28 protein-coding genes and 1 pseudogene are annotated in these 25,528 nt (G+C 68.2%); 10 read left to right on the plus strand and 19 right to left on the minus strand.

Features of this window, described 5'->3' with window-relative positions:
* Positions 1 to 690 (plus strand): alpha/beta fold hydrolase, encoded by a 690-nt coding sequence (locus D7252_RS06380; protein ID WP_120774608.1) that lies wholly within the window; start codon positions 1 to 3, stop codon positions 688 to 690.
* On the opposite strand, the gene D7252_RS06385 is transcribed toward D7252_RS06380, so the two are convergent.
* The 3 genes from D7252_RS06385 to hisD (D7252_RS06395) are packed head-to-tail and all read right to left on the minus strand — an operon-like array spanning position 676 to position 3,499.
* Positions 676 to 1,416 (minus strand): HpcH/HpaI aldolase/citrate lyase family protein, encoded by a 741-nt coding sequence (locus D7252_RS06385; protein WP_120774609.1) that lies wholly within the window; start codon positions 1,414 to 1,416, stop codon positions 676 to 678. The two genes, D7252_RS06380 and D7252_RS06385, sit on opposite strands and share 15 nt — an antisense overlap.
* Entirely contained in the window at positions 1,416 to 2,174 is a 759-nt protein-coding gene (locus D7252_RS06390; protein WP_120774610.1) for an SDR family NAD(P)-dependent oxidoreductase, read from the minus strand. Before D7252_RS06390 ends, D7252_RS06385 begins: the two co-directional genes overlap by 1 nt.
* Positions 2,171 to 3,499 carry a histidinol dehydrogenase gene (gene hisD / locus D7252_RS06395; protein WP_120774611.1) on the minus strand — a complete coding sequence of 443 codons (1,329 nt, stop codon included), beginning with the start codon at positions 3,497 to 3,499 and terminating at the stop codon, positions 2,171 to 2,173. The genes D7252_RS06390 and hisD (D7252_RS06395) overlap by 4 nt, the downstream gene beginning before the upstream one ends.
* A gap of 99 nt (positions 3,500 to 3,598) precedes the next feature.
* Here hisD (D7252_RS06395) and D7252_RS06400 point away from each other — a divergent pair, with 99 nt between their 5' ends.
* From D7252_RS06400 to D7252_RS06410, 3 genes are all read left to right on the plus strand, one after another.
* Positions 3,599 to 4,600, plus strand: coding sequence for a LacI family DNA-binding transcriptional regulator (locus D7252_RS06400; protein WP_183055201.1), 1,002 nt, complete (start codon positions 3,599 to 3,601; stop codon positions 4,598 to 4,600).
* 133 nt (positions 4,601 to 4,733) lie between these two features.
* On the plus strand, positions 4,734 to 5,714 hold the full coding sequence (locus D7252_RS06405; protein ID WP_120774613.1) for an ester cyclase: 981 nt from the start codon (positions 4,734 to 4,736) through the stop codon (positions 5,712 to 5,714).
* Between the two features lie 30 nt (positions 5,715 to 5,744).
* Positions 5,745 to 6,893 (plus strand): hypothetical protein, encoded by a 1,149-nt coding sequence (locus tag D7252_RS06410; protein ID WP_120774614.1) that lies wholly within the window; start codon positions 5,745 to 5,747, stop codon positions 6,891 to 6,893.
* A 40-nt stretch (positions 6,894 to 6,933) separates the two neighbouring features.
* On the opposite strand, the gene D7252_RS06415 is transcribed toward D7252_RS06410, so the two are convergent.
* Complete coding sequence (locus tag D7252_RS06415; RefSeq protein ID WP_120774615.1) at positions 6,934 to 7,860, minus strand: LysR family transcriptional regulator; 927 nt, start codon at positions 7,858 to 7,860, stop codon at positions 6,934 to 6,936.
* A gap of 76 nt (positions 7,861 to 7,936) precedes the next feature.
* Here D7252_RS06415 and hisD (D7252_RS20335) point away from each other — a divergent pair, with 76 nt between their 5' ends.
* Complete coding sequence (hisD, locus tag D7252_RS20335; protein ID WP_120774616.1) at positions 7,937 to 9,253, plus strand: histidinol dehydrogenase; 1,317 nt, start codon at positions 7,937 to 7,939, stop codon at positions 9,251 to 9,253.
* Positions 9,254 to 9,375: 122 nt separating this feature from the next.
* Here the strand turns inward: hisD (D7252_RS20335) and D7252_RS20340 are convergent.
* From D7252_RS20340 to D7252_RS06455, 7 genes and pseudogenes are all read right to left on the minus strand, one after another.
* A pseudogene (locus D7252_RS20340) lies at positions 9,376 to 9,531 on the minus strand (alpha/beta fold hydrolase); the annotation flags it as partial.
* 14 nt (positions 9,532 to 9,545) lie between these two features.
* The gene (locus tag D7252_RS06430; protein ID WP_120774618.1) at positions 9,546 to 10,124 is read right to left on the minus strand and encodes a TetR/AcrR family transcriptional regulator; all 579 of its coding nucleotides are present in this window, start codon (positions 10,122 to 10,124) and stop codon (positions 9,546 to 9,548) included.
* Positions 10,124 to 11,005, minus strand: coding sequence for an alpha/beta fold hydrolase (locus D7252_RS06435; RefSeq protein ID WP_120774619.1), 882 nt, complete (start codon positions 11,003 to 11,005; stop codon positions 10,124 to 10,126). The genes D7252_RS06430 and D7252_RS06435 overlap by 1 nt, the downstream gene beginning before the upstream one ends.
* Before the next feature lie 126 nt (positions 11,006 to 11,131).
* Complete coding sequence (locus D7252_RS06440; RefSeq protein ID WP_120774620.1) at positions 11,132 to 12,004, minus strand: CPBP family intramembrane glutamic endopeptidase; 873 nt, start codon at positions 12,002 to 12,004, stop codon at positions 11,132 to 11,134.
* Between the two features lie 48 nt (positions 12,005 to 12,052).
* On the minus strand, positions 12,053 to 12,826 hold the full coding sequence (locus tag D7252_RS06445; protein WP_120774621.1) for a GIN domain-containing protein: 774 nt from the start codon (positions 12,824 to 12,826) through the stop codon (positions 12,053 to 12,055).
* An 81-nt stretch (positions 12,827 to 12,907) separates the two neighbouring features.
* Positions 12,908 to 13,672 carry a hypothetical protein gene (locus D7252_RS06450; RefSeq protein ID WP_120774622.1) on the minus strand — a complete coding sequence of 255 codons (765 nt, stop codon included), beginning with the start codon at positions 13,670 to 13,672 and terminating at the stop codon, positions 12,908 to 12,910.
* Positions 13,673 to 13,793: 121 nt separating this feature from the next.
* Positions 13,794 to 14,546, minus strand: coding sequence for an SDR family NAD(P)-dependent oxidoreductase (locus D7252_RS06455; RefSeq protein ID WP_120774623.1), 753 nt, complete (start codon positions 14,544 to 14,546; stop codon positions 13,794 to 13,796).
* A gap of 179 nt (positions 14,547 to 14,725) precedes the next feature.
* Between D7252_RS06455 and D7252_RS06460 the strand changes: the two genes are divergently transcribed.
* From D7252_RS06460 to D7252_RS06470, 3 genes are all read left to right on the plus strand, one after another.
* Positions 14,726 to 15,127 (plus strand): metalloregulator ArsR/SmtB family transcription factor, encoded by a 402-nt coding sequence (locus tag D7252_RS06460; protein ID WP_120774624.1) that lies wholly within the window; start codon positions 14,726 to 14,728, stop codon positions 15,125 to 15,127.
* 2 nt (positions 15,128 to 15,129) lie between these two features.
* On the plus strand, positions 15,130 to 16,107 hold the full coding sequence (locus tag D7252_RS06465; RefSeq protein ID WP_120774625.1) for an SRPBCC family protein: 978 nt from the start codon (positions 15,130 to 15,132) through the stop codon (positions 16,105 to 16,107).
* A gap of 149 nt (positions 16,108 to 16,256) precedes the next feature.
* Entirely contained in the window at positions 16,257 to 17,609 is a 1,353-nt protein-coding gene (locus tag D7252_RS06470) for an FAD-dependent oxidoreductase (RefSeq protein WP_120774626.1), read from the plus strand.
* Here the strand turns inward: D7252_RS06470 and D7252_RS06475 are convergent.
* Together D7252_RS06475 and D7252_RS06480 are read right to left on the minus strand one after the other, a co-directional pair.
* Positions 17,600 to 18,277, minus strand: a complete 678-nt coding sequence (locus tag D7252_RS06475; protein ID WP_120774627.1) for a Pr6Pr family membrane protein — start codon at positions 18,275 to 18,277, stop codon at positions 17,600 to 17,602. The two genes, D7252_RS06470 and D7252_RS06475, sit on opposite strands and share 10 nt — an antisense overlap.
* A 46-nt stretch (positions 18,278 to 18,323) precedes the next feature.
* Positions 18,324 to 18,881, minus strand: a complete 558-nt coding sequence (locus D7252_RS06480; protein ID WP_183055202.1) for a TetR/AcrR family transcriptional regulator — start codon at positions 18,879 to 18,881, stop codon at positions 18,324 to 18,326.
* 37 nt (positions 18,882 to 18,918) lie between these two features.
* Between D7252_RS06480 and D7252_RS06485 the strand changes: the two genes are divergently transcribed.
* Positions 18,919 to 20,100 carry an FAD-dependent oxidoreductase gene (locus D7252_RS06485; RefSeq protein WP_251050654.1) on the plus strand — a complete coding sequence of 394 codons (1,182 nt, stop codon included), beginning with the start codon at positions 18,919 to 18,921 and terminating at the stop codon, positions 20,098 to 20,100.
* 3 nt (positions 20,101 to 20,103) lie between these two features.
* Here the strand turns inward: D7252_RS06485 and D7252_RS06490 are convergent, their stop codons facing one another.
* From D7252_RS06490 to D7252_RS06515, 6 genes are all read right to left on the minus strand, one after another.
* Positions 20,104 to 20,499 (minus strand): MauE/DoxX family redox-associated membrane protein, encoded by a 396-nt coding sequence (locus D7252_RS06490; RefSeq protein ID WP_120776846.1) that lies wholly within the window; start codon positions 20,497 to 20,499, stop codon positions 20,104 to 20,106.
* A 38-nt stretch (positions 20,500 to 20,537) separates the two neighbouring features.
* A complete protein-coding gene (locus tag D7252_RS06495) occupies positions 20,538 to 21,296 on the minus strand; it encodes a ribonuclease H (protein ID WP_120774630.1) in 759 nt (252 codons plus the stop codon).
* A 49-nt stretch (positions 21,297 to 21,345) separates the two neighbouring features.
* Entirely contained in the window at positions 21,346 to 22,047 is a 702-nt protein-coding gene (locus D7252_RS06500; RefSeq protein WP_147406700.1) for a hypothetical protein, read from the minus strand.
* On the minus strand, positions 22,019 to 22,315 hold the full coding sequence (locus tag D7252_RS06505; RefSeq protein ID WP_120774632.1) for a hypothetical protein: 297 nt from the start codon (positions 22,313 to 22,315) through the stop codon (positions 22,019 to 22,021). The genes D7252_RS06500 and D7252_RS06505 overlap by 29 nt, the downstream gene beginning before the upstream one ends.
* 93 nt (positions 22,316 to 22,408) lie before the next feature.
* Positions 22,409 to 22,723: a protealysin inhibitor emfourin gene (locus D7252_RS06510; RefSeq protein ID WP_120774633.1), complete on the minus strand. Its 315-nt coding sequence runs from the start codon at positions 22,721 to 22,723 to the stop codon at positions 22,409 to 22,411.
* Positions 22,698 to 23,765: a M4 family metallopeptidase gene (locus D7252_RS06515; protein ID WP_120774634.1), complete on the minus strand. Its 1,068-nt coding sequence runs from the start codon at positions 23,763 to 23,765 to the stop codon at positions 22,698 to 22,700. The genes D7252_RS06510 and D7252_RS06515 overlap by 26 nt, the downstream gene beginning before the upstream one ends.
* A 158-nt stretch (positions 23,766 to 23,923) precedes the next feature.
* Here D7252_RS06515 and D7252_RS06520 point away from each other — a divergent pair, with 158 nt between their 5' ends.
* The gene (locus D7252_RS06520) at positions 23,924 to 25,513 is read left to right on the plus strand and encodes an SDR family NAD(P)-dependent oxidoreductase (protein WP_251050655.1); all 1,590 of its coding nucleotides are present in this window, start codon (positions 23,924 to 23,926) and stop codon (positions 25,511 to 25,513) included.
* Positions 25,514 to 25,528: the final 15 nt, after the last annotated feature.

The following is a 25,528-nucleotide window of genomic DNA, read 5'->3' on the forward strand; positions in this document are numbered from 1 at the left end:
GTGGCACCGCTGGTGCTGCTCGCCGGCATGAACTGCACGGCAGACCTGTGGGCGGATGCCGAGCTGGACGGGGTGGTCCTGCCGACGCTGGATCGCCCCACACTGTCGAGTCAGGTCGAGGTGCTGCTGGACGAGTTGCCGCGGTCGTTCGTCCTGGTCGGGCACTCGCTCGGCGCGATCGTCGCGATGGCCCTCGCGCTGCACGCACCTGAGCGTGTTGCGGGGCTCTGTCTGGTGTCGACCAACGCCAAGGCGCCGACGGATGCACAGCGCGACGGGTGGCGGGAGTGGTTGCATCAGCTCGAGAACGGGGCGACTGCCCGGGAGCTGCAGGAGAGCATTCTCGACGCGCTGCTCGGGGCCGAGGTCGTGAGCGCACGGGAAGACCTGGTGGCCCGCGCGCTCCGCATGGGAGACGAGACCGGGACAGCACGGTTGCGCGCGCAGCTCGCGATGCAGCTGACGCGCGCCGACCTGCTCTCCCGGTTGCCCGCGCTTACGGTGCCGACTCTCGTGGTGTCAGGTCTCGATGACGTCGTCTGCCCGCCGCACTTCCACACGGAGATCGTCACCGCGCTGCCGGACGCCCGACTGGTGACCCTGGACGGCGGGCACCTCTTGCCGTTGCAACGCGCGCAGGCTTTCGGCGGTCTGCTGCGGTCGTGGCAGGCGCAGCTACCGCGCGGGTGACGCGAGGTCGCGCAGATGCCCCATGAGCGACGAAGCGAGGTTGTAGACCACGAGGTCGGCACCCTGCGTGAAGGCTGTCTCGGCGGCCGCTCGCGTGCCGACGATGTCCATGCGCAGCGAACCCGCCGCAGCCAGGGCGTCGTGCACCGCGGCGATCGCGTCGGCGACCGGCGGGTCGTCGGCACACGAGCTCGCGGCGAGGTCGGCCGGACCCACCATGATCCCGTCGAGGCGCGGCATCGCGACGATCTCGTGGGCCGCGCCGACCCCGGCGGGTGACTCGATCATGCCGAGGACGAGGGTGTTCTCGAGCCACCAGTCGCGGTGGTCGGCTGCGACGACTTCGCCGAAACGACCGGCGCGGCTGTAGGTCGCGAAGCCGCGACTGCCGACCGGCGGGTACAGCGACGCATCGATGAGTGCGGCCGCATCCGCCGCGGCGTCGAGGTGGGGTGCGAGAATCCCCTCGGCTCCCTGGTCGAGCACCCGCAGGATCTGCCCGCGGTCGTTCTCGCCGACACGCACGACGACCGGAACGTCATGCACCGCTGCGAGGGCGATGTGCTGGCGGAGCGCGATGATGTCGGCAGGTCCGTGCTCGCAGTCGAGGAGGATGAAGTCGAAGTCCGCCACGGCGAGCATCTCGACGAGCTCCTCCGACGGCATCCGCAGCAAAGCGCCGATGAGCTTCTCGCCCGCCCGCGCCCTCGACCGCAGGGACGCCATCACGCGACCATCCCGGCCGACAGGTCGACGTCGGCCCCGCACATGCCCGGCATCGAGAGCATCGCGACGACCGCGGCTCCGACCTCTTCCTCGGTGATCATCCGACCGAGGGCGGCACGCGAGACGAACAACTGCTCGGCGTCGTCGACGGTGGTTCCGGAGCGATCGGCCTCGAGCCGGAAGTTCCGCTCCATGCGCGGACCCTGAACGGGCCCGGGCGACAGGGTGTTCACGCGCACTCCAGCGGGCCCGACCTCGAAAGCGAGCGTCGAGGTCAGCCCGATCACGGCCATCTTCGAGGCGCAGTAGGGGGTGCGGTGCGCGAGAGGGCGCTTGCCCGACACGGACGCGACGTTGATGATGTCGCCGTCACCGCGTTCGATCATGCCGGGGAGCAACGCTTTGCAGAGCAAGAAGGTGCCGCGCACATTCACCGCGAAGACGTCGTCCCACTCGTCGACCTCGATGTCGGTGAGGGCGGCGACCGGTCCGGGTACGCCGGCGTTGTTCACGAGGATCGAGACATCCGTTCCGGCGAGGGTGTCACGCAGAGCACCGACGGACGCCGCATCCGCGACGTCGCATGTGACGGCACGTGCACGTTCCCCGAGCTCCGCGACGACCGCGGCGAGCTTGTGCTCGCCACGGCCGACGACGACGACATCCGCGCCGGACCCATGCAGCGCGCGGGCGATGGCCGCCCCGAGGCCGCTGCCACCGCCGGTCACCACGGCGGTACGGCCGGTGAGGTCGGTCACCGCGACTCCACGACGGCAGCGTGGCTCTCTACGATCCACGCGAACTCCGCGCCGGCATGACGCCAGGCGCGGGCGTCACCCGAGCGCGCATGTCCTTCGAACAGCTCCACGCGGGCGGCGCGCCCGCAGACAGCACCGAGCTCGGCCGACGACTGCGTGCTCTGCACCTCTTGGTACGTCACCGTGCGCAGGTACTTTCCCACCCAGAGTCCGCCCGTGTAGCGCGCGGCACCGAGCGTCGGCAGCACGTGGTTGGTGCCGATGACCTTGTCGCCGTAAGAGACGCACGTGTTCTCCCCGAGGAAGAGGGCGCCGTAGTCATGCAGCCGGTCGAGCGCCTCGCGGGGGTTCTCGGTGAAGATCTGCACATGCTCGAATGCGAAATCGTCGGCGATGCGATACGCGTCGTCGAGGTCGTCGGCCACGATGACCTGCCCCCAGTCCCGCCAGGCGGGCTCGGCATAGTCACGCGTGGGCATGCCGGGCAGGATCTTGTCGATCCAGTCCATGACCTCTTCTGCGAGCTTCTGCGAGGTGGTCACCAGAACGGCGGGGGAGTCGGGACCGTGTTCGGCCTGAGAGAGCAGGTCGACCGCGGTGAAGAACGGGTCGGCGTGCTCGTCTGCGAGGATCAGGATCTCGGTCGGTCCGGCGAAGAGATCGATGCCGACCTCTCCGAAGAGCTGCCGCTTCGCCTCGGCGACATAGGCGTTACCCGGGCCCGCGATCATGTTGACCGGCTCGATCGTGTCGGTGCCCACCGCCATCGCGGCCACGGCCTGGACGCCGCCGAGGATGTAGATCTCGTCGGCACCGGCCATCTTCATCGCGGCGACCGTGGCGGCGGGGATCTCACCCCGAATCGGCGGAGTGCAGGCCACCACCCGGGGGACTCCCGCGACCTTGGCGGTGATGATCGTCATGTGGGCGGATGCCGTGAGCGGATACTTCCCGCCGGGGATGTAGGCGCCGGCCGCCTGCACCGGGACGTGCTTCTGGCCGAGGAACACGCCGGGAAGAGTCTCGACCTCGATGTCGACGAGGGAGTCTCGCTGCGCCTGCGCGAAACGACGGACCTGCGTCTGCACGAACTCGATGTCCTCGATCACCTGCGGCGACAGCGTGCCGATGATCTGCTCGATCTCGGCATCCGACAGTCGGTACGACTCGGGGCTCCAGCTGTCGAACTGCTCGGCGTAGCGTCGGACGGCGGCGTCGCCGTTCTCGCGGATGTCGCCGATGATCCCGCGGACGCGTTCGGCGACGTCCTGCTGAGCGGTGTCCGCGAACGTCTTCGTCGGCGCGGACTTCAAGTGCAGGGGCATGGCCCTTCCTTTCGTTGCATACGTATGCTCTGATTATGACCGCGTATGCACAGCAGCGTCAAGGCGTTAGAATCCGATGGATCGAGCGGAGGGCGTCAGATGGTCGTCACAAGTCGTGATGTCGCACGGCTGGCGGGGGTGTCGCAGCCGACGGTGTCCCGCGCGCTGCGCGATGACTCGCGGGTGTCGGATGCGACCAAGGTTCGCGTGCGCGAAGCGGCCCAGCTTCTGGGGTACGTGCCCAGCGAAGCCGGACGGGCACTGTCGTCCGGCCGGACGCGGCGCATCGGGCTGCTGCTGACCGATCTCGACAATCAGTTCTACTCGCACATCATCGCGCCCGTGCATCGCCAGCTTGAGGCCCTCGGCTATCAGCTCATGCTGCACACCGAGAGCGCCGACAACGACACCATCGTGGAACGGCTGCTCGCAAACGGACTCGACGGGGTGATCCTCGCGACCACGACAGTCGAGTCGGCGGCTCCGCTGCGCCTCAAGGACCGCGGGCTCCCGTTCGTCTATTTCAACCGCACGGCCGCGCTGATCGAAGCGGACGCCACGGTGGTGGATCCGATTCCGGGATACCGGCAGGCCGTCGATCGCTCCGTCGAGTTGGGTCATCGCCGCATCGGGGCCGTGCTCGGGCCGAGCAACACGAGTACCGCACAGGCGCGGGAATCCGCGCTTCGCGCCGCGCTCCTGGCCCATGGTCTCTCCCTGGCCGAAGTCGACACCCGTCGCGTACCCTACAGCGCCGACGAAGGGGAGGCCGCGGCGCGCTCGATCCTGGAGCAGGTCGACCGCCCCACCCTGCTGTTCTGCGGCAACGATGTCGTGGCATACGGCGTCCTCAACGCGGCGCACCGCGCCGGCCTGCGAGTGCCGGAAGACCTTTCCGTCATCGGCTTCGACGACCTCCCCGAAGCCGCCTGGCCGATCATCGATCTCGCCACGGTCGGATACGACATCTCGGGGATGGCTGTCGCGGCCGCGGATCTCATCGTGCGACGCATCGAAGACCGCGAGGCCCCGATCGACAACACGCTGTTCGGGTCGGAGTTCGTCCCGCGCCGGACGCTCTCCGCAGCACCGGTCCGCTGACCTTCGATCGGCGCTGACACTCGTGTGTCGCGAAACTGTTCCTTGCCATCGATTGTGCATACGCATACACTGGCGACACGAGCCCTCGTTCACCGACGAAACGCGGACTCAGATGTCAAAGGAGTGAAACAGCGTGTCTCTCGATCCGGTCGCTTACCTGCCGTACAAAGACCCTGACGACTTCATCCGTGAAGTCACCGACCTGATCTGGGTCGATCGTTCGATCCATTACATCCGGGAGAACTACGAGCCTGACTCGATCGTGCACGGGGCCTACGGCACCTCCACAACCCGCGACGAGGTGATCGAGGGAACGCTCATGCGCATCTCGGCCACCCCCGATCGCACGGGCCAGGCCGCAGACGTGATCTGGGAAGCACGTGGCGATGACGCCTTCCTCAGCTCGCACCTCGTGCTCTCGGGGCAGCTGCAGACCTCGGCCCACAGCTACACGATCGCCAACTGCCTGTACCGTCGCGGACGCATGGTCGAGGAGTGGGTCGTGCGCGACTCGCTCGCCGGCGCACTGGAGAGTGGCGCCGACGTCGACGAACTCGCGCGGGCGCAGGCGTTCCGCGGATACACCGGGTCGTGGACCGAGCCGGCTCCGGCCGACCCGATCGCGAAGGGCGACTCGGGCGCTCGCCCGGACGAATACCGCTCTGAGGTCGAGACCGTGATCGACATGATCCAGACCGTCTGGAACGAGCGCGATCTGCAGAAGGTGGAGAAGTACTTCCACCGCGATCTCGTGCTCCAGACCGTCGGCAACAAGGTTGTGATCCGCCCCGAGGGCTACCGTCGGGCGCTGTTGAAGTTCCTCGAATCCTTCCCCGCCGGACAATTCGAGATCCGAGACATCCAGACCAACTACGACGTGCGGTACGCCGGCCTCCGGGTCGCGGTGACGTGGAAGTTCACCGGCGCCTACAACGGCAAGCCGAACTACGGCTCGCTCACAGGCGCGCCCGTCGACGTCCTCGGAATCTCGCAGTTCACCTTCCACCAGGGTGCCCTCGTCAAAGAGGTGCGTCTGTGGGACGACATCGCCCTCCGTGCACAGATCGCCGGCATGCGCGGCGACGAGCCCGTCGGCCCCACCAACATCTACTGATCACTCGCGGATCGACAAGGAGAAGAAGAAATGAGCGACGTCATCGTCGACACGACCGAGATCGAACGACGGACGATCCGCCGATCGGACTGGGTCCCGTGCAACTCGGCATTCATCGACTGCCGCACCCCCGGTTCGGACCGCAAGGAGAACTACGCCTTCATCGGCGCCGGTGTCTCGCAGAACGCGAACCAGTACGTGAACCTCGAGGAGAACCACGGGTTCAACACCGGTGCCGCGGGGATGCCGAACGGCATCTCGAACAACCTGCACCTGCACTTCACGGCCGAGGTGTTCATCAACCTCGGTGGAGAGTTCCGTCTGCGCTGGGGAGTCGACGGCACGCAGGGCGAGTACATCAGCCACGACGGCGACATCGTCACCATCCCCACCTGGATCTTCCGCGGTTTCACGAACGAGGGTCCGGACGAGGGCATCCTCTACACCGTGCTCGGTCGCGACGACAACGGCGGCATCATCTGGGGGCCGTCGGTGTTGCGCGAAGCCGAGTCGTACGGATTGCACCTCACAGCCGACAACCGTCTGATCGACACCGTCGCCGGCGACGTGCTGCCCGACGACGTCGCGCTGATCACTCCGATGAAGCAGCACTACATCGATGAGCTGACCGAGTTCACGGTCGAAGACATGCGCTCGCGCGTCATCCAGCCGGGCGACCGCAAGTACTCCTCCGCCGCACTGCTGTGCGCGGCCGTCGAGGGAGGCAGGGTCGAGCTCGCCACGGCGATCGGCTACGGCATGTCGGAGAACCGACGCCAGGTCCCGAACGTGCACGAACCGCACTCGTTCAACCTCGCATGGGTGCGTGCCGAGGCCGGTCAGGGCGTGCTGCGTCACCGCCACGACAAGACGCAGGCGCTGCTCTTCAAGACGGGGCGCTGGGAGGTCACGCTCAACGACGACTCGTCCACGACGGTGAACCTCGGTCCCGGCGACGCGTTCTCCGTTCCCGAAGGCGCCTGGCGGTCGTATGTCTGCGTGGAGGCCGATGAGTCGGGGACGGGCACAGTGCTCGTCATCAACGGAGGAGACGACCGCGTGTACCTCGAGTGGGCGCCGGAGGTCGTCGAGGCCGCTGCCGCCGCGGACTGGACCATCGACCCCAACGGATATCTCGCGCCGCTCGGCGTGATGGTCACCGCGACCGAAGACGACTGAGACGACGGGGCGCGAGAGGCGGGGGCATCTCCGCGCCCCGTCAGTTGAGTGCCACCCGACCGCGATGCTCGGGAAGCCGCTCGCGCAGCATCCGCTCGGCGAGCTCTGCGAGGCGCTGGGTCGCCGGCGAGAGCAGCATTCCCTCCCGTTTCACGAGGGCGATCGTGTCGTGGATGGGCTCTGCGAACGGGGTGATGCGGATGCCGGCGGGGAAGCCGGCGGCCTCGGCGATGCTGCGGGAGACGATCGTGTCGGCGGTGCCTGCCGCGACCAGGCTGAGGGCCGTCTCGACGTGCTCGACCTCCACGGCGGGCTCCAGTACGAGGCCGACGGTTCGCGCGCGCTCGAGCAGCTGACGACGGGTCGGGTCGTCCCATCCGGCGAACGCGTCGTAGAGCACGAGCTTCGCAGCGGCGACCTCGTCGATCGTGACCGGTCCGGCATCCGGGTCTCGGGTCGCTGAGGCGTACACCACTTCGTCGCGGAACAGGGGTCGAACCTCGAGGCCGTCTTCGTCGATCGGCAGGACGAGCAGTCCGGCCTCGAGCTCGCCGCTCGCGATCGAGCGCGCGACGTGCGCGGAGTTGATGCCGACGAGACGAAGCCGCACGTTCGGATGCCGGTGGTGGAACGTCTCGGCGAGATCGGCGAGTGCGTAGTAGGCCGCGTTGCGCAGCACCCCGAAGGTGCAGGTGCCTCGTTCGAGTGAGGTGAGCGCGTGAATGGTGTCGAGGCCGTTCCGCACGGCGCTGACCGCCTGGGTGGCGTGGGGGCGCAGCTCGAGAGCGGCGGTGGTGGGAACGAGCCGGCGACTGCCGCGAGTGAACAGCGCGACACCGAGTTCGCGTTCGAGGCGGGCGACGAGTTCCGAAACCGACGCCTGGGTCATGTCGAGTTCGGCGGCGGCGGCGGTGAAGGAACCGTGCTCGAGAGCGGCGAGAAAAGCGGTCAGCTGGGCGATGGACACACCCAATGGTAGACCCTGTGGATCATCAAGGATGAGGTGGGTTGTCAGATGATTCGGGGCGATCTACCGTCGAAGCATGCGCTACTCCACACCCGTTCTCGCCCGCCTCGACGGCGCTTTCCATCACCTCAAGACTCCGCTGATCGACGCACCCGCAGCGCAGCGCGATCCCGCCGTGATCGAAACCGTGACGAACATGCTCGCCGACATCCGCGAGCGGGGTCTGGATGCCGTGATCGACTACGCCCGGAAGCTCGACAACTATCAGGGCGCGGACATCGAACTCACGGCCGAGCAGATCGCGACCAGTGGCGACCGTCTGGATCCCGCCCTGCGCGCCGCGATCGAGCTCGGCGCCGAGCGCACGCAGGCATTCGCCCGTGAACAGCGGTCCCACCTGTCCGATTTCGAGACCGAGCTCGTGCCCGGACTCGTCACCGGCGCGAAGTACGTTCCCGTCTCGCGCGTGGGCGCCTACCTCCCGGCCGGCCGCTTCCCGCTGACAGCGAGCGCGTTCATGACGGTCGGTGTGGCGAAGGCGGCGGGAGTGCCGACGGTCATCGCATGCACGCCGCCTCAGCCGGACGGCGGAGCGAACGACGCGGTCGTCTATGCGGCGCATCTGTCCGGGGTCGACCGCGTGTTCGTGATCGGCGGTGTGCAGGCGCTCGCCGCGATGGCCTATGGACTGCTCGGTGAGCTCCCCGTCGACATGCTCGTCGGCGCCGGCAATGCCTTCGTCGCCGAGGCGAAGCGCCAGCTGTTCGGCACCGTCGCGATCGATCTGCTCGCCGGTCCGAGTGAGGTCGCGGTGATCTCCGACGACACCGCCGACCCTGCCCTCGTCGCCGCCGACCTGCTCGGTCAGGCCGAACACGGACCCAACTCGCCGGCCGCGCTCGTCACGACCTCCGAGGAGCACGGACGTGCCGTGATCGCCGCGATCGAGCACCAGCTCGAGACCTTGGCGACCGCCGAGATCGCGGGCGCCGCGTGGCGCGACTACGGGGTGGTGACGGTGGCGAAGGACCGCGAGACCGCCGCCGCACTCATGGATGACCTGGCCCCCGAGCACCTCGAGCTGCTCACCGCCGACGACGACTGGTATCACGACAACCTTCGCAACTACGGGTCGATCTTTCTCGGCACGTGGAGCACCGTCGCCTACTCCGACAAGGGCATGGCGGGCACGAACCACGTGCTGCCGACCGCGGGCGGCGCGAAGCACAGCGCCGGCCTGTCGGTCTCCCGCTTCCTGAAGCCGTTGACGTATCAGCGCATCAGCCGCGAGGCCACGCCCGAACTGGCCAACGCCGTGCAGGTCATCTCCGACTCCGAGGGAATGGCCGCGCACAGCGCGACCGCGACGATGCGATTGGCGACGTTCGAGTGAAGCCGGACCACCAGCACGGTACGGCTACGACTCCCAGAACCGACGCAACCTGCGGGCGAGACAACGGGATCCTGAATCGGATGTTCTCGCACTGCGTTCTCGTGCGAGAGGTACGGCTCGCCGGCGCTGCGATCGTGACCGGGAAGGTCGGGGACGAGAAGGCGGATGTCCGAGTCGAGATGCTCCCGCAGCGGTTCCCACATCCACCCGCCCACCCCGCCGCCATGCAGCAGAAGCACGCGTCGTCCCTGTTCGTCGCCCGACTTCTCCACGTACATCCCGGACCTTCTTCCTAGAGCTCGAACGCCGACACCATGCGCGCGATGGCGTTGAATGCGCCCTCGAGATTCTCGGGATCGAGGGGCCCGAGCAGCGCGTTCGCAGAGAGCAGCCCGATCGTCGTGCTGGAGAGGGCGAGCGCCAGATGCTCGGCATCGACGTCGGCGCGCAGGCGTCCTTGCTGCTGCAGGTGACGTAGCCACTCGATGACGAGCAGGTGCCGCGCTCGGTAGCGGCCATCGGTGACGGCGGAGACATGGCTGCCCAGGACGCCGTGGTCGTCCAGAAAGGCCGCCGTCATGAGCCGGTCTTCCAGGAGCGCGCGGATCGCGCTGCGGTAGGCGCCGCTGAGGGTGACGTCGTCGCCCAACTCCGCATCGACGCGCGCCTGCATCCGCTCGCCTGCCCGTTGCAGAAGCGCGTCGAGGATGTCTGTCTTGCTGTCGAACTCGAGGTAGACCGCTCCCTTTCCGATGCCGGCGCGGGCAGCCACCGATGCGACACTGGTCGCGTCGAAGCCCTGCTCGAGGACGAGATGCTCAGCGGCGTCGAGAATCGCGGTCCGTCGGTGGGGGCGGCGAGGGCGCGGCATCAGACGCCGTTCTCGAGGAAGTCGACGATCGCTGCCGTCACGACGTCGGGTCGGTCACGCTGCACCCAGTGCCCGGCGCCCGGCACCTCCACGAGCGTCCCCTGAGGGAGAAGCTCGGCGGCTGTGCGTGCACGGGCGATACCGACGCCGCCGTCGCGGTCTCCGTGCACGACGAGGGCGGGTACGTCGATGTCGCCGAGGCGGTCGGTGTAGTCGGTACGCAGGCCACGGGGCTGCACTTGGTCCCGTTGCCATTCACCGAATGTCTCGAGCGCTGTTCCCGACGAGGCCTCATCGATCACGGCTTGAACCAGCTCCCGGGTTCGTGAGGACGGGTCGCGCACGAGGGAGCGCAGTCCGTGTTCCATCGCGGCGGGGTTCCTCGCGTATGACCTGGTCATGGCGGCGAGGAGTCCTGATCGTAGAAGCAGATACGTCGAGTAATGGGTGAGGCTGCTGAGCGGGCTGTCCACCAGTCGGGGCATGATGCCGAAGCTGCCGAGCAGCATCAGGCCGCGTGGCCCGTCGGGACGCTCGAGTGTGTGCCCAAGCGTCAGGCCGCCTCCCAGGGAAAGCCCGCCGACGATGTAGTCCGTCAGTTCCAGCCCATCGACGACTTCGCCCACGTACTGGATCAGTCTTTGCTGCGTGAGCGACCAAGTGGCCCTCGGGGTGCGGCCGAAGCCCGGGTGATCGGGGGCGAGCACCCGATATCCGGCAGACGCGAGGGCCGGCCCCAGCGCACCCCAGGAGAGTTCGGCGGTGTCGACGCCACCGCCATGCAGCAGCAGGACGGTGCGGCGGAACGGCTGCGGCGCAGCCCATTCCGCGACCGAGACCGTCGCGCCTTCGACATCGACCGAGAGTCGTCGAGCGATCATGTTGCACCTCGTTCTGACCGTATCGGTGATTTTGGTCACTACGAGTGCACCATACTTTCGGCCTGCTCGGCTGCGTTCACCCGGCGAAGCCCGCCATGTCGGCGGAGCCGGTGACCGCCGAAGCGCTTATCGCGCCAGCCGGCTCCGGTGGTGCGCGGCGAAGAGGAACGCCACGGTTGCGACGGAGCACACGACGATGGCGACGATGCTGGCTTCCGGGCCGAAGCTCCCCCCGGTGAGCCAGTCTGGACCGGCGGTCGTCGCAGTGAAGAGCGAATCGCTGGCATCAGAGCCCGAGACCACCGTGCCGAAGATTCCGCCGATGGCGACGTTCCACCCGAAGTGCAGGCCGATCGCGAGCCACAAGGATCCCGTGAGCAGGTACGCCGCTCCGAGCATGAGTCCGGCCTCGATCGCGACGGCGAGCGCTCCGTTGAGGGAGGCGCCGGGATTGATCAGATGGAGCAGTCCGAAGATCGCCGACGACACGATGAGCGCCACGATGACTCCCCATCGACTGCGGAGCAGACGGAACACGACGCCTCGGAAGAACACCTCTTCGGCGACCGCGACGGCACACATCATGCCCACCACGGCGAGCGCACCGGTGACTGATCCCCACCCGGTGATCTGGTACACGCCGAAGAGGGCAAGGAGGCCGATCGTCACCGCTGCGAGGGTCACTCCGCCGGCGATGCCCCACTGCAGATGGCGCACGCCCGCTCGGGGATCGACCTCCGCCACGCTCCGCTTCTCGAAGCGGATCCCCACCCAGACATAGAGCCACATCATGGCAGCCGCGAGAAGCGGACCGATGACGAGGCTGGCCACCGGGTTCTCGAGGGAGGAAGCGACGGAGTTCGTGGCGAGCATGGCGACCGCGAATCCGACGACCAGGATGGTCGTCCGAACCCAGGGTCGGAGAGGGGCGGTCTGCGCCGCGGTCGGAGTGGCTCTGTGAAGGGTGGGAGGTCGGTGGTCGGGCGTCTGGTTGGTCATCGTCGTGCTCCTCGTGCGTTGGTTGTGTCGATGGTCTTCTGGGGGCGATCAGCGTCGGGTGACGCCACCGGAACCGGTCACCTTCTCGGTGACGTGGGCATCGCCGTCGTGCGTGATGAGACCGCTGCCGTCGACGACCGCCTCGAGCGTCTCGTCGGCTGTCACGGTGGCGCCGCCCGAGCCGCGAACAGTGATGGATGCGTCCGTGCTGCGGAGGTCGGCGCCGTGATACCCGCCCGAGCCGTCGATCTCGACGCGCTGTGTGCGCGCGACGCCGTCGACGGTGACCTCGCCCGAGTCGTCCACCCGTACCGTCAGGCTCTCGACTGCGACATCGTGGGCTGTGATGGCTCCGGACCCCTCGATCGTGAGAGCCGCCTCTGTCGCATCGATTCCGGATGCGTCGACGTGGCCGGAACCGCGGACCGTGACGGCGGGTTCATCAGCGTCCGAGAGATCGATGGACGCGTCACCGGAACCCGTGACGGTGAGGGATTCGAGGGATGAGACCGTCAGTTCGTATCGGATGTCACCGTCGAGGAGCATCGGCTCACCCTCCATCCCCAGCCGCAGCACCCCGTCTTCGACGACGTCGGTGAGGCGGTCGATGATCTGATCCCCGGCAGTCACGGTCAGTGACGGTGTCGCACCGAGGGTGATCGTGAGGTCTCCGGAGGTGTCCAGATGCACGGCGTCGACGTCCGTGATGTCGCGCTCTTGAGTGACGGCAGGCCCGGACGTCAGAGACGCGCAGCCTGACAGCGCGGCGACGGCGGCGAAGGCGAGGACGGAAGCGGAAAGGACAAGGGAGGGGGAGCGCATGCCGTCAGCGTAGGTATGCGGCACGCAGCGTCGATAGCTACTGGGGTACTCACCGCGTCTAGCCCCGGGGTATGGTCCCGATCATCCTCGCTGAGAGAGCCGGTACGACGGTTGCCGCAGCGCTCGCACCCAGGGATAGGTTGCTGCGCCCGGAAGAGGATTCGTGTCGATGTCGAAGCGCAGATCCGGATCATCATCGGGGCGGGATCGGGACAAGCGCGCGTCGGCGAACGGATGCCATTTCCCCCGCGGAGAGGCGAAGTACAGACGCAGCGTCCACGGCTTCTCGTCCACGCTCTGCCGGAGGGCTGCCAGATCACCGGGGAGCCGTCGTGCGGGGACGGTCCTGGCGCACAGGAGGACAGGACCGCGAGCCGTGCGATACGGCAGCACGCTGCTCAGCACGGCGCGCGACAGGGTCAGCCTCGGCATCAGCAGGTACCGCCCGGGGAAGCCGATGCCGGTGGAGGAGAGTTGCAGGTCGACGGGCGCCCCGTCATGCTCCCAGCGGATGCCGATGCCGTAGACATCGGGAAGCAGGGAAGGCAGTCCGACCGAGCGTGATACCCGCGCGACGATCGTGACCGGACCGTCCGGCGGATCATCGATCCACCCGATCCCCGACGTCGCACCTCGACGCAGGGCGGTCATCTCCCCCTCGAAGACCGCCCCGCGTGAGTGAATGGGTCTGGGGCGTCGCAGGAGAAGCAGCACCGCGATGCCACCGCGTAACAGCCACCCGCCGAGCCGGGAGGTGAGGGACGCCACCGGCTCAGCGCTCAGGGTCGAGCGGGTCGAATCACTCTCAGCATCCTGCGGGGACGTCTCGACGTTGCTGTTCGGCATGCTTCTCCTCGCTTCTGAAGGGGCGCTGGCGATCGCATCGTCGCGCGTCCCACGCGGCAGGAATACCGCCTTGACAAGCGGTGCGCAAGCGGACGGACAAGCGGTCCCGACAGAAAGCCGGTCAGGGCGCGGTGTATCCGCCGTCGACCAGATGGTAGCTGCCGGTGATGAAGCTGGCTGCGTCGCTCGCGAGGAAGGCGATGAGGTTCGCGACCTCGTCGGCCTGGCCCAGCCGTCCGATCGGGTGCTTGCTGACGAGGAACTCTCGTGCGTCGGAATCCATCGTGGCGAGCAGCGGGGTATCGATGAAGCCGGGGCCCACGGAGTTCACCCGCACGCCCTGCGCGGAGTACTCGAGTGCGGCGGACTTCGTCATGCCGACGACGCCGTGCTTGGCGGTGACGTAGGCCGGGGAGTTCGCGAAGCCGACGCTGCCGAGGATCGACGCGATGTTGACGACTGATCCACCGCCGTTCGCGAGGATCGACGGGATCTGCGCCTTCATGTTGCGGAAGACGGCGTTGAGGTTGATGGCGATGACCTTGTCCCAGGCCTCGTCCTCATACTCGGCGGTGGGGGCGGAGGCGCCGCCGATTCCGGCGTTGTTGACGCCGATGCGCAGTGGCGCGAGGGTGTTCGCGAGTTCGACCGACGAGGCGATCCACGACACGTCCGTCGCGTCGCCGACGGACGCTTCCGCGATGCCGCCGGCGGCGCGGATCTCGTCGACGACGGCGTGCGCGTTTTCGGCGTTCAGGTCATTGACGACCACGGATGCGCCGTTCTGCGCGAGCAGCAGGGCGGTCGCGCGTCCGATGCCGCTTCCCGCTCCCGTCACGATCGCCGAGCGGTTCGAGACGTCGTACTGAGCCACGAGAGACTCCACTTCCGGGCGGGCACGGTGCCGGGAGATCTTCTCGGACGGTCCGTCCTTCTCTCCACCCTACGTCCGATTTCGGGTAGATGGATTCACGTGGATGGACTTGCGTGCCGACGTGCCGTCGACAAAGTACCTCTTGACACAGCTCCCACTCAGGCATAACGTACAACCAAATGGTTGCACAAAGAGAACTGAGCGAAGCGGAGGTCGACCGTGTGTTCCACGCATTGGCGACGTCGACCCGGCGTGACATCCTGCGCCGGACGATCGAGCGGGAGCAGTCCGTCTCGACCCTCGCCTCCGAATACGACATGTCGTTCGCCGCAGTCCAGAAGCACGTCGCCGTGCTCGAGGCCGCGAACCTCATCGTCAAGCGCGCCGAGGGACGCGAGCGGCTCGTCCGCGCGAACCCCGAGATGATCGCCCGCGCCAGGGTGCTTCTCGCCCGATACGAAGAACTGTGGCGGTCGCGCATCGCGCGGCTCGACGACCTGCTGGCTGGTTCGTCGAACGCAGGCGCGGAAACCGACCCCGAGAACAACAACAAGAACGCACGAAACCAAGAAGGAGACTGAAAATGCCCGTCACCGAAGTCACCACCGATGCCGAGAACCTGACCATGACGGTCGTGGCCGATCTCGCAGCATCCGTCGATCGCGTCTGGAACGCGTACAGCGACCCGGCACAGCTCGAGCGCTTCTGGGGCCCTCCCGGATGGCCCGCGACCTTCTCGACCTGGGACCACACCGTCGGCGGCCGAGCCGTCTACACGATGAACGGTCCGCGGGGTGAGACGTCATCCGGCACCTGGGAGTTCCTCGCCATCGAGGCGCCGCACCGCTTCGAGGTCATCGACTCGTTCGCCGAAGAAGACGGCACGCCGGTCGACTCCCTCCCGTCGATGCGGATGACGTTCACCTTCGAGCCCACGGCCGACGGCACGCGGATGGTCACGCAGAGCCATTTCGCTTCCACCGAGGCACTGGAGCAGGTCGTCTCGATGGGCGCCGTCGAGGGCACGAAGATGGCGATGGCGCAGTTGGATGCCGTCCTGCAGGATCTTCGCGAGTACGCGCAGGGCAGGGGGACGCAGGTCGAGTTGCTCGACGACACGCACGTGCGCATCACGCGTCTGGTCGAGGGCCCCCGCGATCTGGTCTGGCGTGCGCACAACGAGCCGGATTTGATGAAGCAGTGGATGCTCGGACCGGACGGCTGGGAGATGACGGAGTGCACCGTCGCCACCGAGGCCGGCCAGTCGTACCGCACGTCCTGGGCGCCCGTGGGCGACACCGAGGGCGAGCCGTTCGGGTTCGAAGGGGAGGCGCTGCTCGTCGACGCACCCCGCCGCTCGGTGACCACCGAGCGGATGCAGGGCGTGCCGACGGAGACCCTCAACGACCTCAACCTCTACGAGGAGGATGGGGCGACGCTCATCACGATCCTGATCGAGTATCCCGACGTCGAGACACGCGACATGATCCTCGCCACGGGCATGACCGACGGCATGGAGGCCTCGTACGCGCGACTCGAGAGCGAGCTCCTCACCGTCTGATCGCCCACCCCCACGCCGCGACAGCCCTCGCCGGATCAGGCAGTTTCCCTCGGAGACTGCCTGATCCGGCGCGTCTGCCTGAAGCGGCGCGGCGCAGAGCCGCGGATGCACTCGCTCGCGCGTCCGCGGCGGGATAAAGTGGCGACACGATGAGGATCACGCGCCGCACACTGCTCCTGGGCGCCGGAGCGGGCGCCGTCTCGGTGCTGCTCGCCTCGTGCACACCGGAACCCGAGACGACACCGACCCCCACGCCCACCCGCGAGCCACAACCGCAGCCGGGCGTTCCACAGCCGACTCTCCGCCTGCGCAGCTCCTGGACGACCGACCCCTTCGCCTACGGAGCCGTCAGCTTCACGCCCGTCGGCGTCCTCGCCGAGACCCGCTCCCAACTCGCCCGCCCGGTCGACGACCGCCTCTTCTTCGCGGGCGAAGCCACCGAGGAGGAGAACCCCGGAACGATGCGGGCCGCGATCCGCTCCGGTTCCCGTGCGGCGGACGAGGTCGAGGAGCAGGCGGAGCCCGGCGAGCGGGTCGCCGTGATCGGTGCGGGTCTCGCCGGCGCCACGGCGGCAGCGCGTCTCGCCGCCGCCGACCTGCAGGTGACCGCCTTCGAGGCGCGCGACCGCATCGGCGGACGCATCCACAGCGTGACCGATGACGCGTGGCCGGTGCCGGTTCAGCTCGGCGCATGGCTGTTCGGTGACGTCGACGAAGACTTGCGTGAACGGTTGGACGACCGCGAGATCGGGGTGGTCGACCTCGCCGGCGCACAGTGGCATGCGCCGGACGGTGACATCGAACCGGTCGACGACCAGCCCCTGGAAGCCGCGATCGCGTCAGCACAGGCCGGACCCACCGACGTCTCGCTGGCGGATGCACTGGTCGCCGCAGGTGGCGACCCCGAGGATCCCGCCACCGCCGCCCTCCTCGCGTTCCTCACGACGACCTCGGGCGCGGATGCCGCTGACCTCTCCAGCTGGTTCCCTCCGCCCCTTCCTCCCACGACTGTCGAGGCGGCCCGCGACAGCCTGACGCCCCTCATCGAACACGCGCTCGACGGCGTCCGGGTGTCGCTGTCCTCTCCCGTGAGCAACATCACTCACGACGACACGGGCGTGAGCGTGCGCCTCGGCACCGGGGAGGCCCTGTCGTTCGACCGGGTCGTCGTCACGGTCCCGCTCGGCGTGCTGCAGGAGCAGGACATCGAGTTCGAGCCGCCGTTGCCCTTCGTCAACCGCAACGCGATCACCGCCCTCGGCATGGGGCGGATCGAGACCATCTGGCTGAACTTCGACGAAGCGTTCTGGGAATCGGACGCGGCGATCTGGCACACCGTGGGCTCCGACGTCGCGATCCGCACCTGGATCAACCTGCGTCCTGCGACAGGCGAGAGCATCCTCGTCGGAATCGTCGGCGGCGACGCAGCGGACGAATTCGCGGCCCTCGACGACACCGCCGCGCTCGAGTCGGCCCTCGCCGCGCTAGCCGTCTACGTCTGAGCGGCCGCCTCCGTCTGGCCGGCGCCCCCGGGCACACGCCACCGCTCCCGGACCGGCAGCCGACTGATGAGGACCAGCGCGGCCGCGACCAGAGCGAAGACGGCGAGAGCGATTCCCGAGAACATCAGGAACTCCGCCGGCCCGCTCACCTGCCGAGGGTCGAGGAAGTAGTACGGATACCAGCCGATGAGCGGCCCGCGCCACAGGGTCACCACGCCCCAGAGGATCGGATACGCCAGGGTGGCGGGGACCACTGGCCAAGGCACGGTGCGGTGCCCTGGCGCCAGCGCCCAGGCGGCGATCGTGCAGGCCGGCAGCCAGAAGTGCAGCACCTGATCCGACCACGGCACATCGATGCGGATGCCGCGCTCACCCGCCTGCCACACCAGGAGGGCGAAGACGAGCCCGGCGGTGATGGTCCACGACAGCACCATCGCCAGGGCGACCGTCAGCCAGCGTGGGTCATCGGGGCGCCGCAGCGCGATCACGCCGCCGATGATCAGCAGCACGACGAAAGCGATGTTGGACTGATTGGTGAGGTAGGCGAAGAAGTTCTGGCTGGCGATCGTGTTCGACGCCAGTCCCCAACTCAGTCGGTGGATCAGCGCGACCAGGCAGATGGCGGCGGCGCTCAGCCGGAGCAGGCCGAAGACGGTACGCGCGTTCACCGCCCGGTCACCGTCCTTGCCATCAGCCGAGTCTACGGATCCGGGCTCAGCGGATCATCGAGAGCAGGAGGTGTCCTGCTTCATCGCGGGACAGTGCACGGAACATCGGGAGCGCGAGCACGTACCTTCCGAAGAGGAATCCGACGATGGCGACGGCCATCCGCCGTGCGTGTTCGCGCCCGAAGTCATCGACGAGAGGCTGGAAGACCGAGTTCTCGATGTAGGCGCTGATCGAGTCCGCCGACCCGCTTCCCGAGCCCAGTCGGCGCGCGAACTCGACGAGTCTCTCGCCGTGCTCCGGATGCTCCCACACTGCGAGGATGCCGTGGGCCAGACGTGACAGGTCGACCTGGCCATCGCTGTCGCGTGAGAGGGCGATGACATCGTGCGGCGCAGCGCGCAGGGCGATCGCGGCCGACACCAGGCCGTCGCGCGAACCGAAGTGGTAATTGACCAGCGTGTGGCTGACGCCGACTTCTGCGGCGAGCTCGCGGGAGGAGAGGCGGGGGAGGTCACCCCGGTCGAAATGCTTCTGGGCAGCATCCATCAGTCGATCGCGGGCGGTGGACTCCCCACGGGGACGTCCGCGGCGATTATTGACCATGGTGGCATGGTGCCACCCGGAAGAGCACGCTGGCCCTATGAACATGCCGAAGGAAACGGATTGCGTCATCGTCGGAGGAGGACCGGCCGGACTCATGCTCGGCCTGCTCCTCGCGCGGCAGGGCCTGGATGTGACCGTGGTCGAGAAGCATGTCGACTTCCTCCGCGACTTCCGGGGCGACACGATTCACCCTTCGACGCAGGAGCTGCTCCGCGAACTGGGGCTCCTCGATGAGTTCCTTGCGAGGCCGCACGCCGACATGTCGCGCGTCACGCTCAGTTGGCACGGGACCGAACTCACCCTGGCCGACTTCTCTCGCCTGCCGACCGCACGCAAGGTCATGACCTTCATGCCGCAGTGGGACTTCCTCGACCTGCTCGCCGAAGCCGCGCATCGTCACGACGGCTTCCACCTCTGGCGTTCGACCCGCGTCGATGCGGTCATCCGGGAGGAGGGGCGGATCGTCGGGATCACCGGCCCCGGGCCGCATGGCGAGATCGAGATCCGTGCGCGGCTCGTCGTCGATGCCTCGGGCCGCGATTCGGAGGTGCGTGCGGCCGCAGGGCTCGTGCCGACGGGCGTCGCGGCCGCGATGGACGTGCTGTGGTTCCGCCTGCCGAAGCGCGACGGAGACACCTACCCGTTCGTCCAGGCGGGGGCCGGCATGATCATCACGATCGATCGCACGGAGTTCTTCCAGGTCGCGCACGTCATACCGGCCGGCTCCTGGACCGGATCCGTCGAGGACGTGCGGAAGATGATCGACCGCCTCGGCCGCATCTCGCCCCGTCTCGGCCAGGCTGCCCGGCATCTCACCCCCGCCGACGTCCACGTGCTGCGCGTGCGCCTGGAACGGCTGCGTCGCTGGCACGTCGACGGGCTGCTCTGCATCGGCGACTCGGCCCACGCCATGTCTCCGGCGGGAGGCGTCGGCATCAACCTCGCCATTCAAGACGCTGTCGCCGCCGCGCGCATCCTGGGTCCGGTGCTGCAGAAAGGCATCCCGGACGCTGCCGACCTGCGGCGGGTGCAGCGGCGTCGTGCGTGGCCGGTGCTCGTCACGCAGGCGGTGCAGCGTGTGATGCAGAGACCGCTGCTGGTGACGACCGAGCCGGGCTCACCACTCCCGGTGCCGCTTCGGATGCTGCGCGATCACCCCGCGCTGACCCGGATCACCGGCCGGTTCGTGGGGCTCGGGGCGCGGCCGGAGAAGCTCTGAGGATCAGCGACGGCGGCGCGGCTCGCGCGTCGACCAGAGCGACAACGCGATCAGCACGGGCTGGAAGAACAGGCGACCGAAGCGCTTCATGTCGGTGTCGAGTCCGAACCTGTCGCGATGGTGCATCCACTGCGCGACGTTGCCGGGGAAGACCGCGAGGAAGAACAGGGCGGCGACGGTTCCGGTGAGTCGACGGTGGCCGTGGGCCCACAGCAGCGCTGAGCCGAGGGCGACTTCCGCCACGCCGGAGGCGACGACCGTCACGTCGGGATCGAGCGGCAGCGACTCGGGCACCTGCGCCTGGAACTCCTCGCGGGCGGTGGTCAGGTGCGAGATGCCGGCGAAGACGAGAGACGCGCCCAGGAAGACGCGGCCGAAGGTGCGGGCGGGAGTCGACATGCTGCGAGTGTACGCCTGCGACCGCATCTCACGAACGGTCAGATCAGCCGACGAAGCGCCTGCTCCAGGGAGATGCCCTGTGCCTCGGCTCGGTCGCGCAGACGCGCGTGCTCGTCGCCGGAGAGGGTGAGCCGCACGTCGATCGGGTCGGCAGACGGCGCATCCAACCCATCGAGCAGGTCGGAGGCCTCGGCCCACAGCGGCTCGGGAGGAGCGGTCGTCGTCGTCCCGGTGCGCGCCGTCACGGCGGTGGGGACGGATGCTGCGGACGAAGCAGGTGCTGCGGATGCGGCGATCGGTGCGGATGCCGCGACCGCGGCTCCGGCATCCGTCCCGCGGGTGAAGCCAGGGCCTCGACGCGGTTCCTGCTTGTTCTTGTAGGCGTTCGCTGCGGCGTTCGCCCGCTCATCCGCGGCCTCGTTGAGTTCGTCGCCGGCGTGGCCCTTCACCCAGGAGAATTCCACGTCGCGCCCACGCATGGCTTCGTCGATACCCTCGAGCAGGTCGCGGTTGAGCACCGGACCTCCGTCGGACTTGCGCCAGCCGCGACGTTTCCACCCCGGCATCCACTTCGTGACGGAATCGATGACGTAGCGGCTGTCGCACCAGATGTGCAGCTTCTCGTCGCTGCCCGCCGTGGCCTTCAACAGTTCGAGCACGGCCTGCAGCTCGCCCTGGTTGTTGGTGCCGTGCGCGGAACCGCCGGCCGCCCAGTTCGCGTCGTCGATGTACCAGGCCCACCCGTTCGGGCCGGGGTTGCCCAGGGCGGAGCCGTCTGCGGCGGCGGTGATCGTCATCCCTCCACCGTAGCCGCGGCCGACGGCGGCGCCGGACGTCGAGGCGATGTCAGCGGGCTCGACGGGCGTCGGCCGCCTCGAGCCCGCGCCGCATCTTCTCGCGGGACTCCTCTGGCCACGGACCGGAGTACGTCAGCGGGATCTCGGTCAGGAAGCGGCGCTGATCGGAGGGGATGCGGGCGGCGACGGCATCCGGATCGGACTCGGCCATTCCGTAGAGGCTCGGGCCGTCGGCGTAGTACGGATCGATGACGACCAGCCGGTCGTCGCCGCCGCGCATCACGTTCGACGGGTTCTCGTCGAGGGGGCCGCACCACGGAAGCTCCGCCTGCGCGCGAGCGTGAATCCGACGGATGATGTCGGTCAGCTCGGCGACCTCGGGTGCGCGTGCGGCGATCGCGGCGTGGAAAGCCGCGGCGTCGGACTCCTCGGCCGGACGAAGCCACTCCAGCACCTGCAGGTCGCCACCGCCGGCAAGGCGGCGATGGGCGAAAAGTGTGGGGACCTGGCGGGTGGCGGCGGCATCACGATACAGCTGGGCAGCATACGGTCCGGTCGGATCGAACGGGCTGATCCGGGAGACCACGGCGCCATCGGGCGAGCGAAGGGCGATGGCCCAGTCTCCGGCGCCACACGGCTGCCACCCGGCTTCGCGGAACGACCGTTCCGCGTCCCGATGATCGGCATCCAGGCCGAGGGTCGCGAGGACGCGCTCGAACGAGTCAGCCGGCATGCGAGTCGTCGGCGTCACCGACGTCAGAGTCGTCGCTCTGGTCGCTCTCTTCGCTTTCTTCGGGCTCGTCGCCTTCGTCCGGCTCGCGACTCTCGATCGAGAACGCGGCGGCAGGAGGCGGAGCCACCGGGAACACGATCGAGCTCACCTCCGCACCCAGGCCGAGAGTCATCGGGTCGACCACCGGAGCGGTGTCGAGGACGTCGGAGCCCCGGTCGAGCGGCTCAGACGGAAGGCCGGCCCACTGGTTCTCTTGCTCTTCCGGGCGGTGCTGAAACAGTCCCATGGGACCCATTCTGCGCGCACCTGTCGGCTGCGATGCCGGATTCACACCCGATTGATCGGATGGCCCACCGTCGGCGCCGGGAATCGCGCGCGGTCAGTCGTCGGATTTCGCAGCTTCGCGCACAGCGTCGACCAGTGCCCGCCACGGCCCGTCGACCTCGGAGTCGGTCAGTTCGCGCTCGTGCCGCTCCGACGGAGTGCGCGCGCGGATCCGCCAGACGAAGCGGTCGGCGCCCGTCGCAGCATCCGCCTCCTGATCCCAGGGGCAGCTGTCTATGAGGGAGATCCAGTCGTCTGCGTCGGGGGACTCTGCCTCGACGCGCCATTGACGACGGATGCCGGCGAACCCACCCGTACGCACGACGGCGATGACGACGCGCAGGTCAGTCGGTGGAGGGGACTCGCTCATTCTCATAGACTCCCACGGCCGTCCACGCGCGTCGAGCGGCCATGGCGGTGTCATCTCCGAGGGTCGCCGCGGCCGCCACTGTGGCGTCGGCGAACTCGGTGAAGGTGGCGGTGCTGGACAGCCCGCCCGTGAGGGCGCGGTACCAGACGGTGCCGGCCCGCTCCCAGGCGTTGCCGCCGAGGTCGAGCGCGAAGAGCGCGAACGCGCGGTTGGGAATCCCGGAGTTGATGTGGACGCCGCCGTTGTCTTCGGTGGTGCGGACGAAATCGCTCATGTGGGCGGGCTGCGGATCTTTGCCGAGTTCGTCGTCGTCGTAGGCGGTGCCGGGCTCGATCATCGACCGCAGCGCCTTTCCCTGGACCGCGTCGGTGAAGATCTCGGCACCGATGAGCCACGTCGCCTGGTCGGCGCTCTGGCCGAGTGCGTGCTGTTCGGTCAGAGCGCCCAGCACATCGGCCACCGACTCGTTCAGCGCACCGGGCTGTCCGTGATATTCGAGGTTCGCCGTGTGCTGGATGACGCCGTGGGCGAGTTCGTGCCCGATGACGGTGGTCGAGGCGGTGAAGCCGCGGAACACCTCGCCGTCACCGTCGCCGAACACCATGCGCTCGCCGTCCCAGAACGCGTTGTCGTAGTCGACGCCGTAGTGCACGGTCGCTTCGAGCGGGGCTCCGGCGTCGTCGAGCGAATTGCGCCCGAACGAGCTCAGCAGCATCTCGAAGGTCGCGCCGAGACCGTCGAACGCCTCGTTCACCGACGCGTCGGCCACCGGAGCGTCGTCTTCACCCCGCACCACCATGCCCGGCAGGTTCTGCGTGTTGCCGGCGTCGCTGATCGTGCGATTCGGAGCGTCGGAGAGGTGCGCCACCAGGTCGCCGTTCTCATCGATCGAGAGGTCGATGCGCGCGCGGAACGGAGGGCGCCCCGCCGTCAGCGTCTGTCGTGCGGCTGCCGCGGCCTTGGGGAATCGGCCCGACTCGGCCAGGCGTGCAAGCAGGTAGGAGGGGATGACCCCGTGGCGTTCGGATGCTGTGCTGCTCATGCTGCGACGATACGCCGGGCCGCCGACGTTCGAACAGTGAACGTTCGTCGATGCTTCGCAGCGAGTGGCCGCAGAAATCTGTCGGGGCGCACGTCGCGATCCGCCGCAGCGACCGGCCCGGCGGCTGATGCCCAGGACACTCGCGTAAAATCGGCACAATGACCGACGCACCTGGATCCTTCGACGAGCTCAGGGACCCAGAAGAGGGGACTGAAACCCTCGACCCCGCGCGTGAACTCCAGGAGTCCGTGCGCGAGGTACTGGGCGCCGGCATCGAACCCGACGATCTCGCCACGACGCTCCGCGTCCTGTCGCAGCTGCACGAGATCGACAACGAGCATCCGGATTTCGTCGCCGTTCGCCACGCGACCGCGGCGATGTTCAAGGCGGTCAAGCGGGTGCGCCGCAAGGAGATCCGCGATGCGATCGCCGAAGCCGACAAGGCCGTCGTCGCCCGCACCGCCACCGGAGCCCCTGACCGCATCGATGACGAGACCCGCGGTAACGATCTCGCGACCAGCGTCACGGATGCGCCGATCGCAGGCGAGCTGCTCAAGCCTCGCAACTGCTACATCTGCAAGCAGCCGTACACCGTGGTCGACGCGTTCTATCACCAGCTCTGCCCGGACTGCGCACGGTTCAGCCATGGCAAGCGCAACGCCCGCACCGACCTTGCCGGCAAACGTGCCCTGCTCACCGGCGGACGGGCGAAGATCGGGATGCACATCGCGTTGCGGCTGCTCCGCGACGGAGCGCACACGACCATCACGACGCGATTCCCGCGCGATGCGGTGCGCCGTTTCTCGGCTCTTCCCGACTCGTCCGACTGGCTGCACCGCCTGCGAGTGGTCGGCATCGACCTGCGTGACCCCGCCCAGGTGATCGGGCTCGCGGATTCCGTCGCGGCGCAGGGGCCCCTCGACATCCTGATCAACAACGCCGCCCAGACCGTGCGTCGATCCCCTGGGGCCTACTCGCTGCTGGCGGATGCCGAGCTGCAACCGCTCCCCGACGGGCCGCTGCCCGAGATGGAGACCTTCGGCCACACCGCCGATCCGCACCCGCAGGCGCTGCAGGCCTCCGTCGATGCGCATCCGCTGCTGTCCGTCGCCGCCCTCGGCGGGACCGTCGCCGAGCAGGGCGGGCAGGCGCTGACCGCCGAGGATCTCGCGCGCCTCGCGATGGCACCCGGGTCGGTGTCGCTGGAGAAGCACGCCGACGGTTCCGCGATCGATGCCGGCGGACTCGTGCCGGATGTGAACCGCGTCAACAGCTGGGTGCAGTCGATCGAGCAGGTCGACCCGCTGGAGATGCTCGAGGTGCAGCTCGCGAACACCACCGCGCCGTTCCTCCTGATCAGTCGCCTGCGGGCGTCGATGGCTGCGTCCGGTGCGCATCGCAAGTACGTGGTGAACGTGTCGGCGATGGAGGGGCAGTTCTCCCGCCGGTACAAAGGACCGGGGCATCCGCACACGAACATGGCCAAGGCGGCGCTCAACATGCTCACGCGCACCAGCGCCGGCGAGATGCTCGAGACCGACGGCATCCTGATGACCGCCGTCGACACCGGGTGGATCACCGACGAGCGCCCGCACTACACGAAGGTCCGCCTCGCCGAGGAGGGGTTCCATGCCCCGCTCGACCTGGTCGACGGTGCCGCCCGCGTCTACGACCCGATCGTCCGCGGCGAGGCCGGCGAAGACATCCACGGCGTCTTCCTGAAGGACTATGAACCCAGCCCCTGGTGACGCGTGCTAGTGACC

Origin of the sequence: Microbacterium sp. CGR2 (assembly GCF_003626735.1) — a bacterium.
Classification (GTDB): Bacteria; Actinomycetota; Actinomycetes; order Actinomycetales; family Microbacteriaceae; genus Microbacterium.

Coding starts and splice junctions, on each gene's coding strand:
- D7252_RS06385 (WP_120774609.1), bottom strand. CDS start 1,416: ATGGCGTCCCTGCGGTCGAGGGCGCGGGCGGGCGAGAAGCTCATCGGC.
- hisD (WP_120774611.1), bottom strand. CDS start 3,499: ATGCCCCTGCACTTGAAGTCCGCGCCGACGAAGACGTTCGCGGACACC.
- D7252_RS06400 (WP_183055201.1), top strand. CDS start 3,599: ATGGTCGTCACAAGTCGTGATGTCGCACGGCTGGCGGGGGTGTCGCAG.
- D7252_RS06410 (WP_120774614.1), top strand. CDS start 5,745: ATGAGCGACGTCATCGTCGACACGACCGAGATCGAACGACGGACGATC.
- hisD (WP_120774616.1), top strand. CDS start 7,937: ATGCGCTACTCCACACCCGTTCTCGCCCGCCTCGACGGCGCTTTCCAT.
- D7252_RS06430 (WP_120774618.1), bottom strand. CDS start 10,124: ATGCCGCGCCCTCGCCGCCCCCACCGACGGACCGCGATTCTCGACGCC.
- D7252_RS06435 (WP_120774619.1), bottom strand. CDS start 11,005: ATGATCGCTCGACGACTCTCGGTCGATGTCGAAGGCGCGACGGTCTCG.
- D7252_RS06440 (WP_120774620.1), bottom strand. CDS start 12,004: ATGACCAACCAGACGCCCGACCACCGACCTCCCACCCTTCACAGAGCC.
- D7252_RS06445 (WP_120774621.1), bottom strand. CDS start 12,826: ATGCGCTCCCCCTCCCTTGTCCTTTCCGCTTCCGTCCTCGCCTTCGCC.
- D7252_RS06450 (WP_120774622.1), bottom strand. CDS start 13,672: ATGCCGAACAGCAACGTCGAGACGTCCCCGCAGGATGCTGAGAGTGAT.
- D7252_RS06460 (WP_120774624.1), top strand. CDS start 14,726: ATGGTTGCACAAAGAGAACTGAGCGAAGCGGAGGTCGACCGTGTGTTC.
- D7252_RS06465 (WP_120774625.1), top strand. CDS start 15,130: ATGCCCGTCACCGAAGTCACCACCGATGCCGAGAACCTGACCATGACG.
- D7252_RS06470 (WP_120774626.1), top strand. CDS start 16,257: ATGAGGATCACGCGCCGCACACTGCTCCTGGGCGCCGGAGCGGGCGCC.
- D7252_RS06480 (WP_183055202.1), bottom strand. CDS start 18,881: ATGGTCAATAATCGCCGCGGACGTCCCCGTGGGGAGTCCACCGCCCGC.
- D7252_RS06485 (WP_251050654.1), top strand. CDS start 18,919: ATGAACATGCCGAAGGAAACGGATTGCGTCATCGTCGGAGGAGGACCG.
- D7252_RS06490 (WP_120776846.1), bottom strand. CDS start 20,499: ATGTCGACTCCCGCCCGCACCTTCGGCCGCGTCTTCCTGGGCGCGTCT.
- D7252_RS06495 (WP_120774630.1), bottom strand. CDS start 21,296: ATGACGATCACCGCCGCCGCAGACGGCTCCGCCCTGGGCAACCCCGGC.
- D7252_RS06505 (WP_120774632.1), bottom strand. CDS start 22,315: ATGGGACTGTTTCAGCACCGCCCGGAAGAGCAAGAGAACCAGTGGGCC.
- D7252_RS06510 (WP_120774633.1), bottom strand. CDS start 22,723: ATGAGCGAGTCCCCTCCACCGACTGACCTGCGCGTCGTCATCGCCGTC.
- D7252_RS06515 (WP_120774634.1), bottom strand. CDS start 23,765: ATGAGCAGCACAGCATCCGAACGCCACGGGGTCATCCCCTCCTACCTG.
- D7252_RS06520 (WP_251050655.1), top strand. CDS start 23,924: ATGACCGACGCACCTGGATCCTTCGACGAGCTCAGGGACCCAGAAGAG.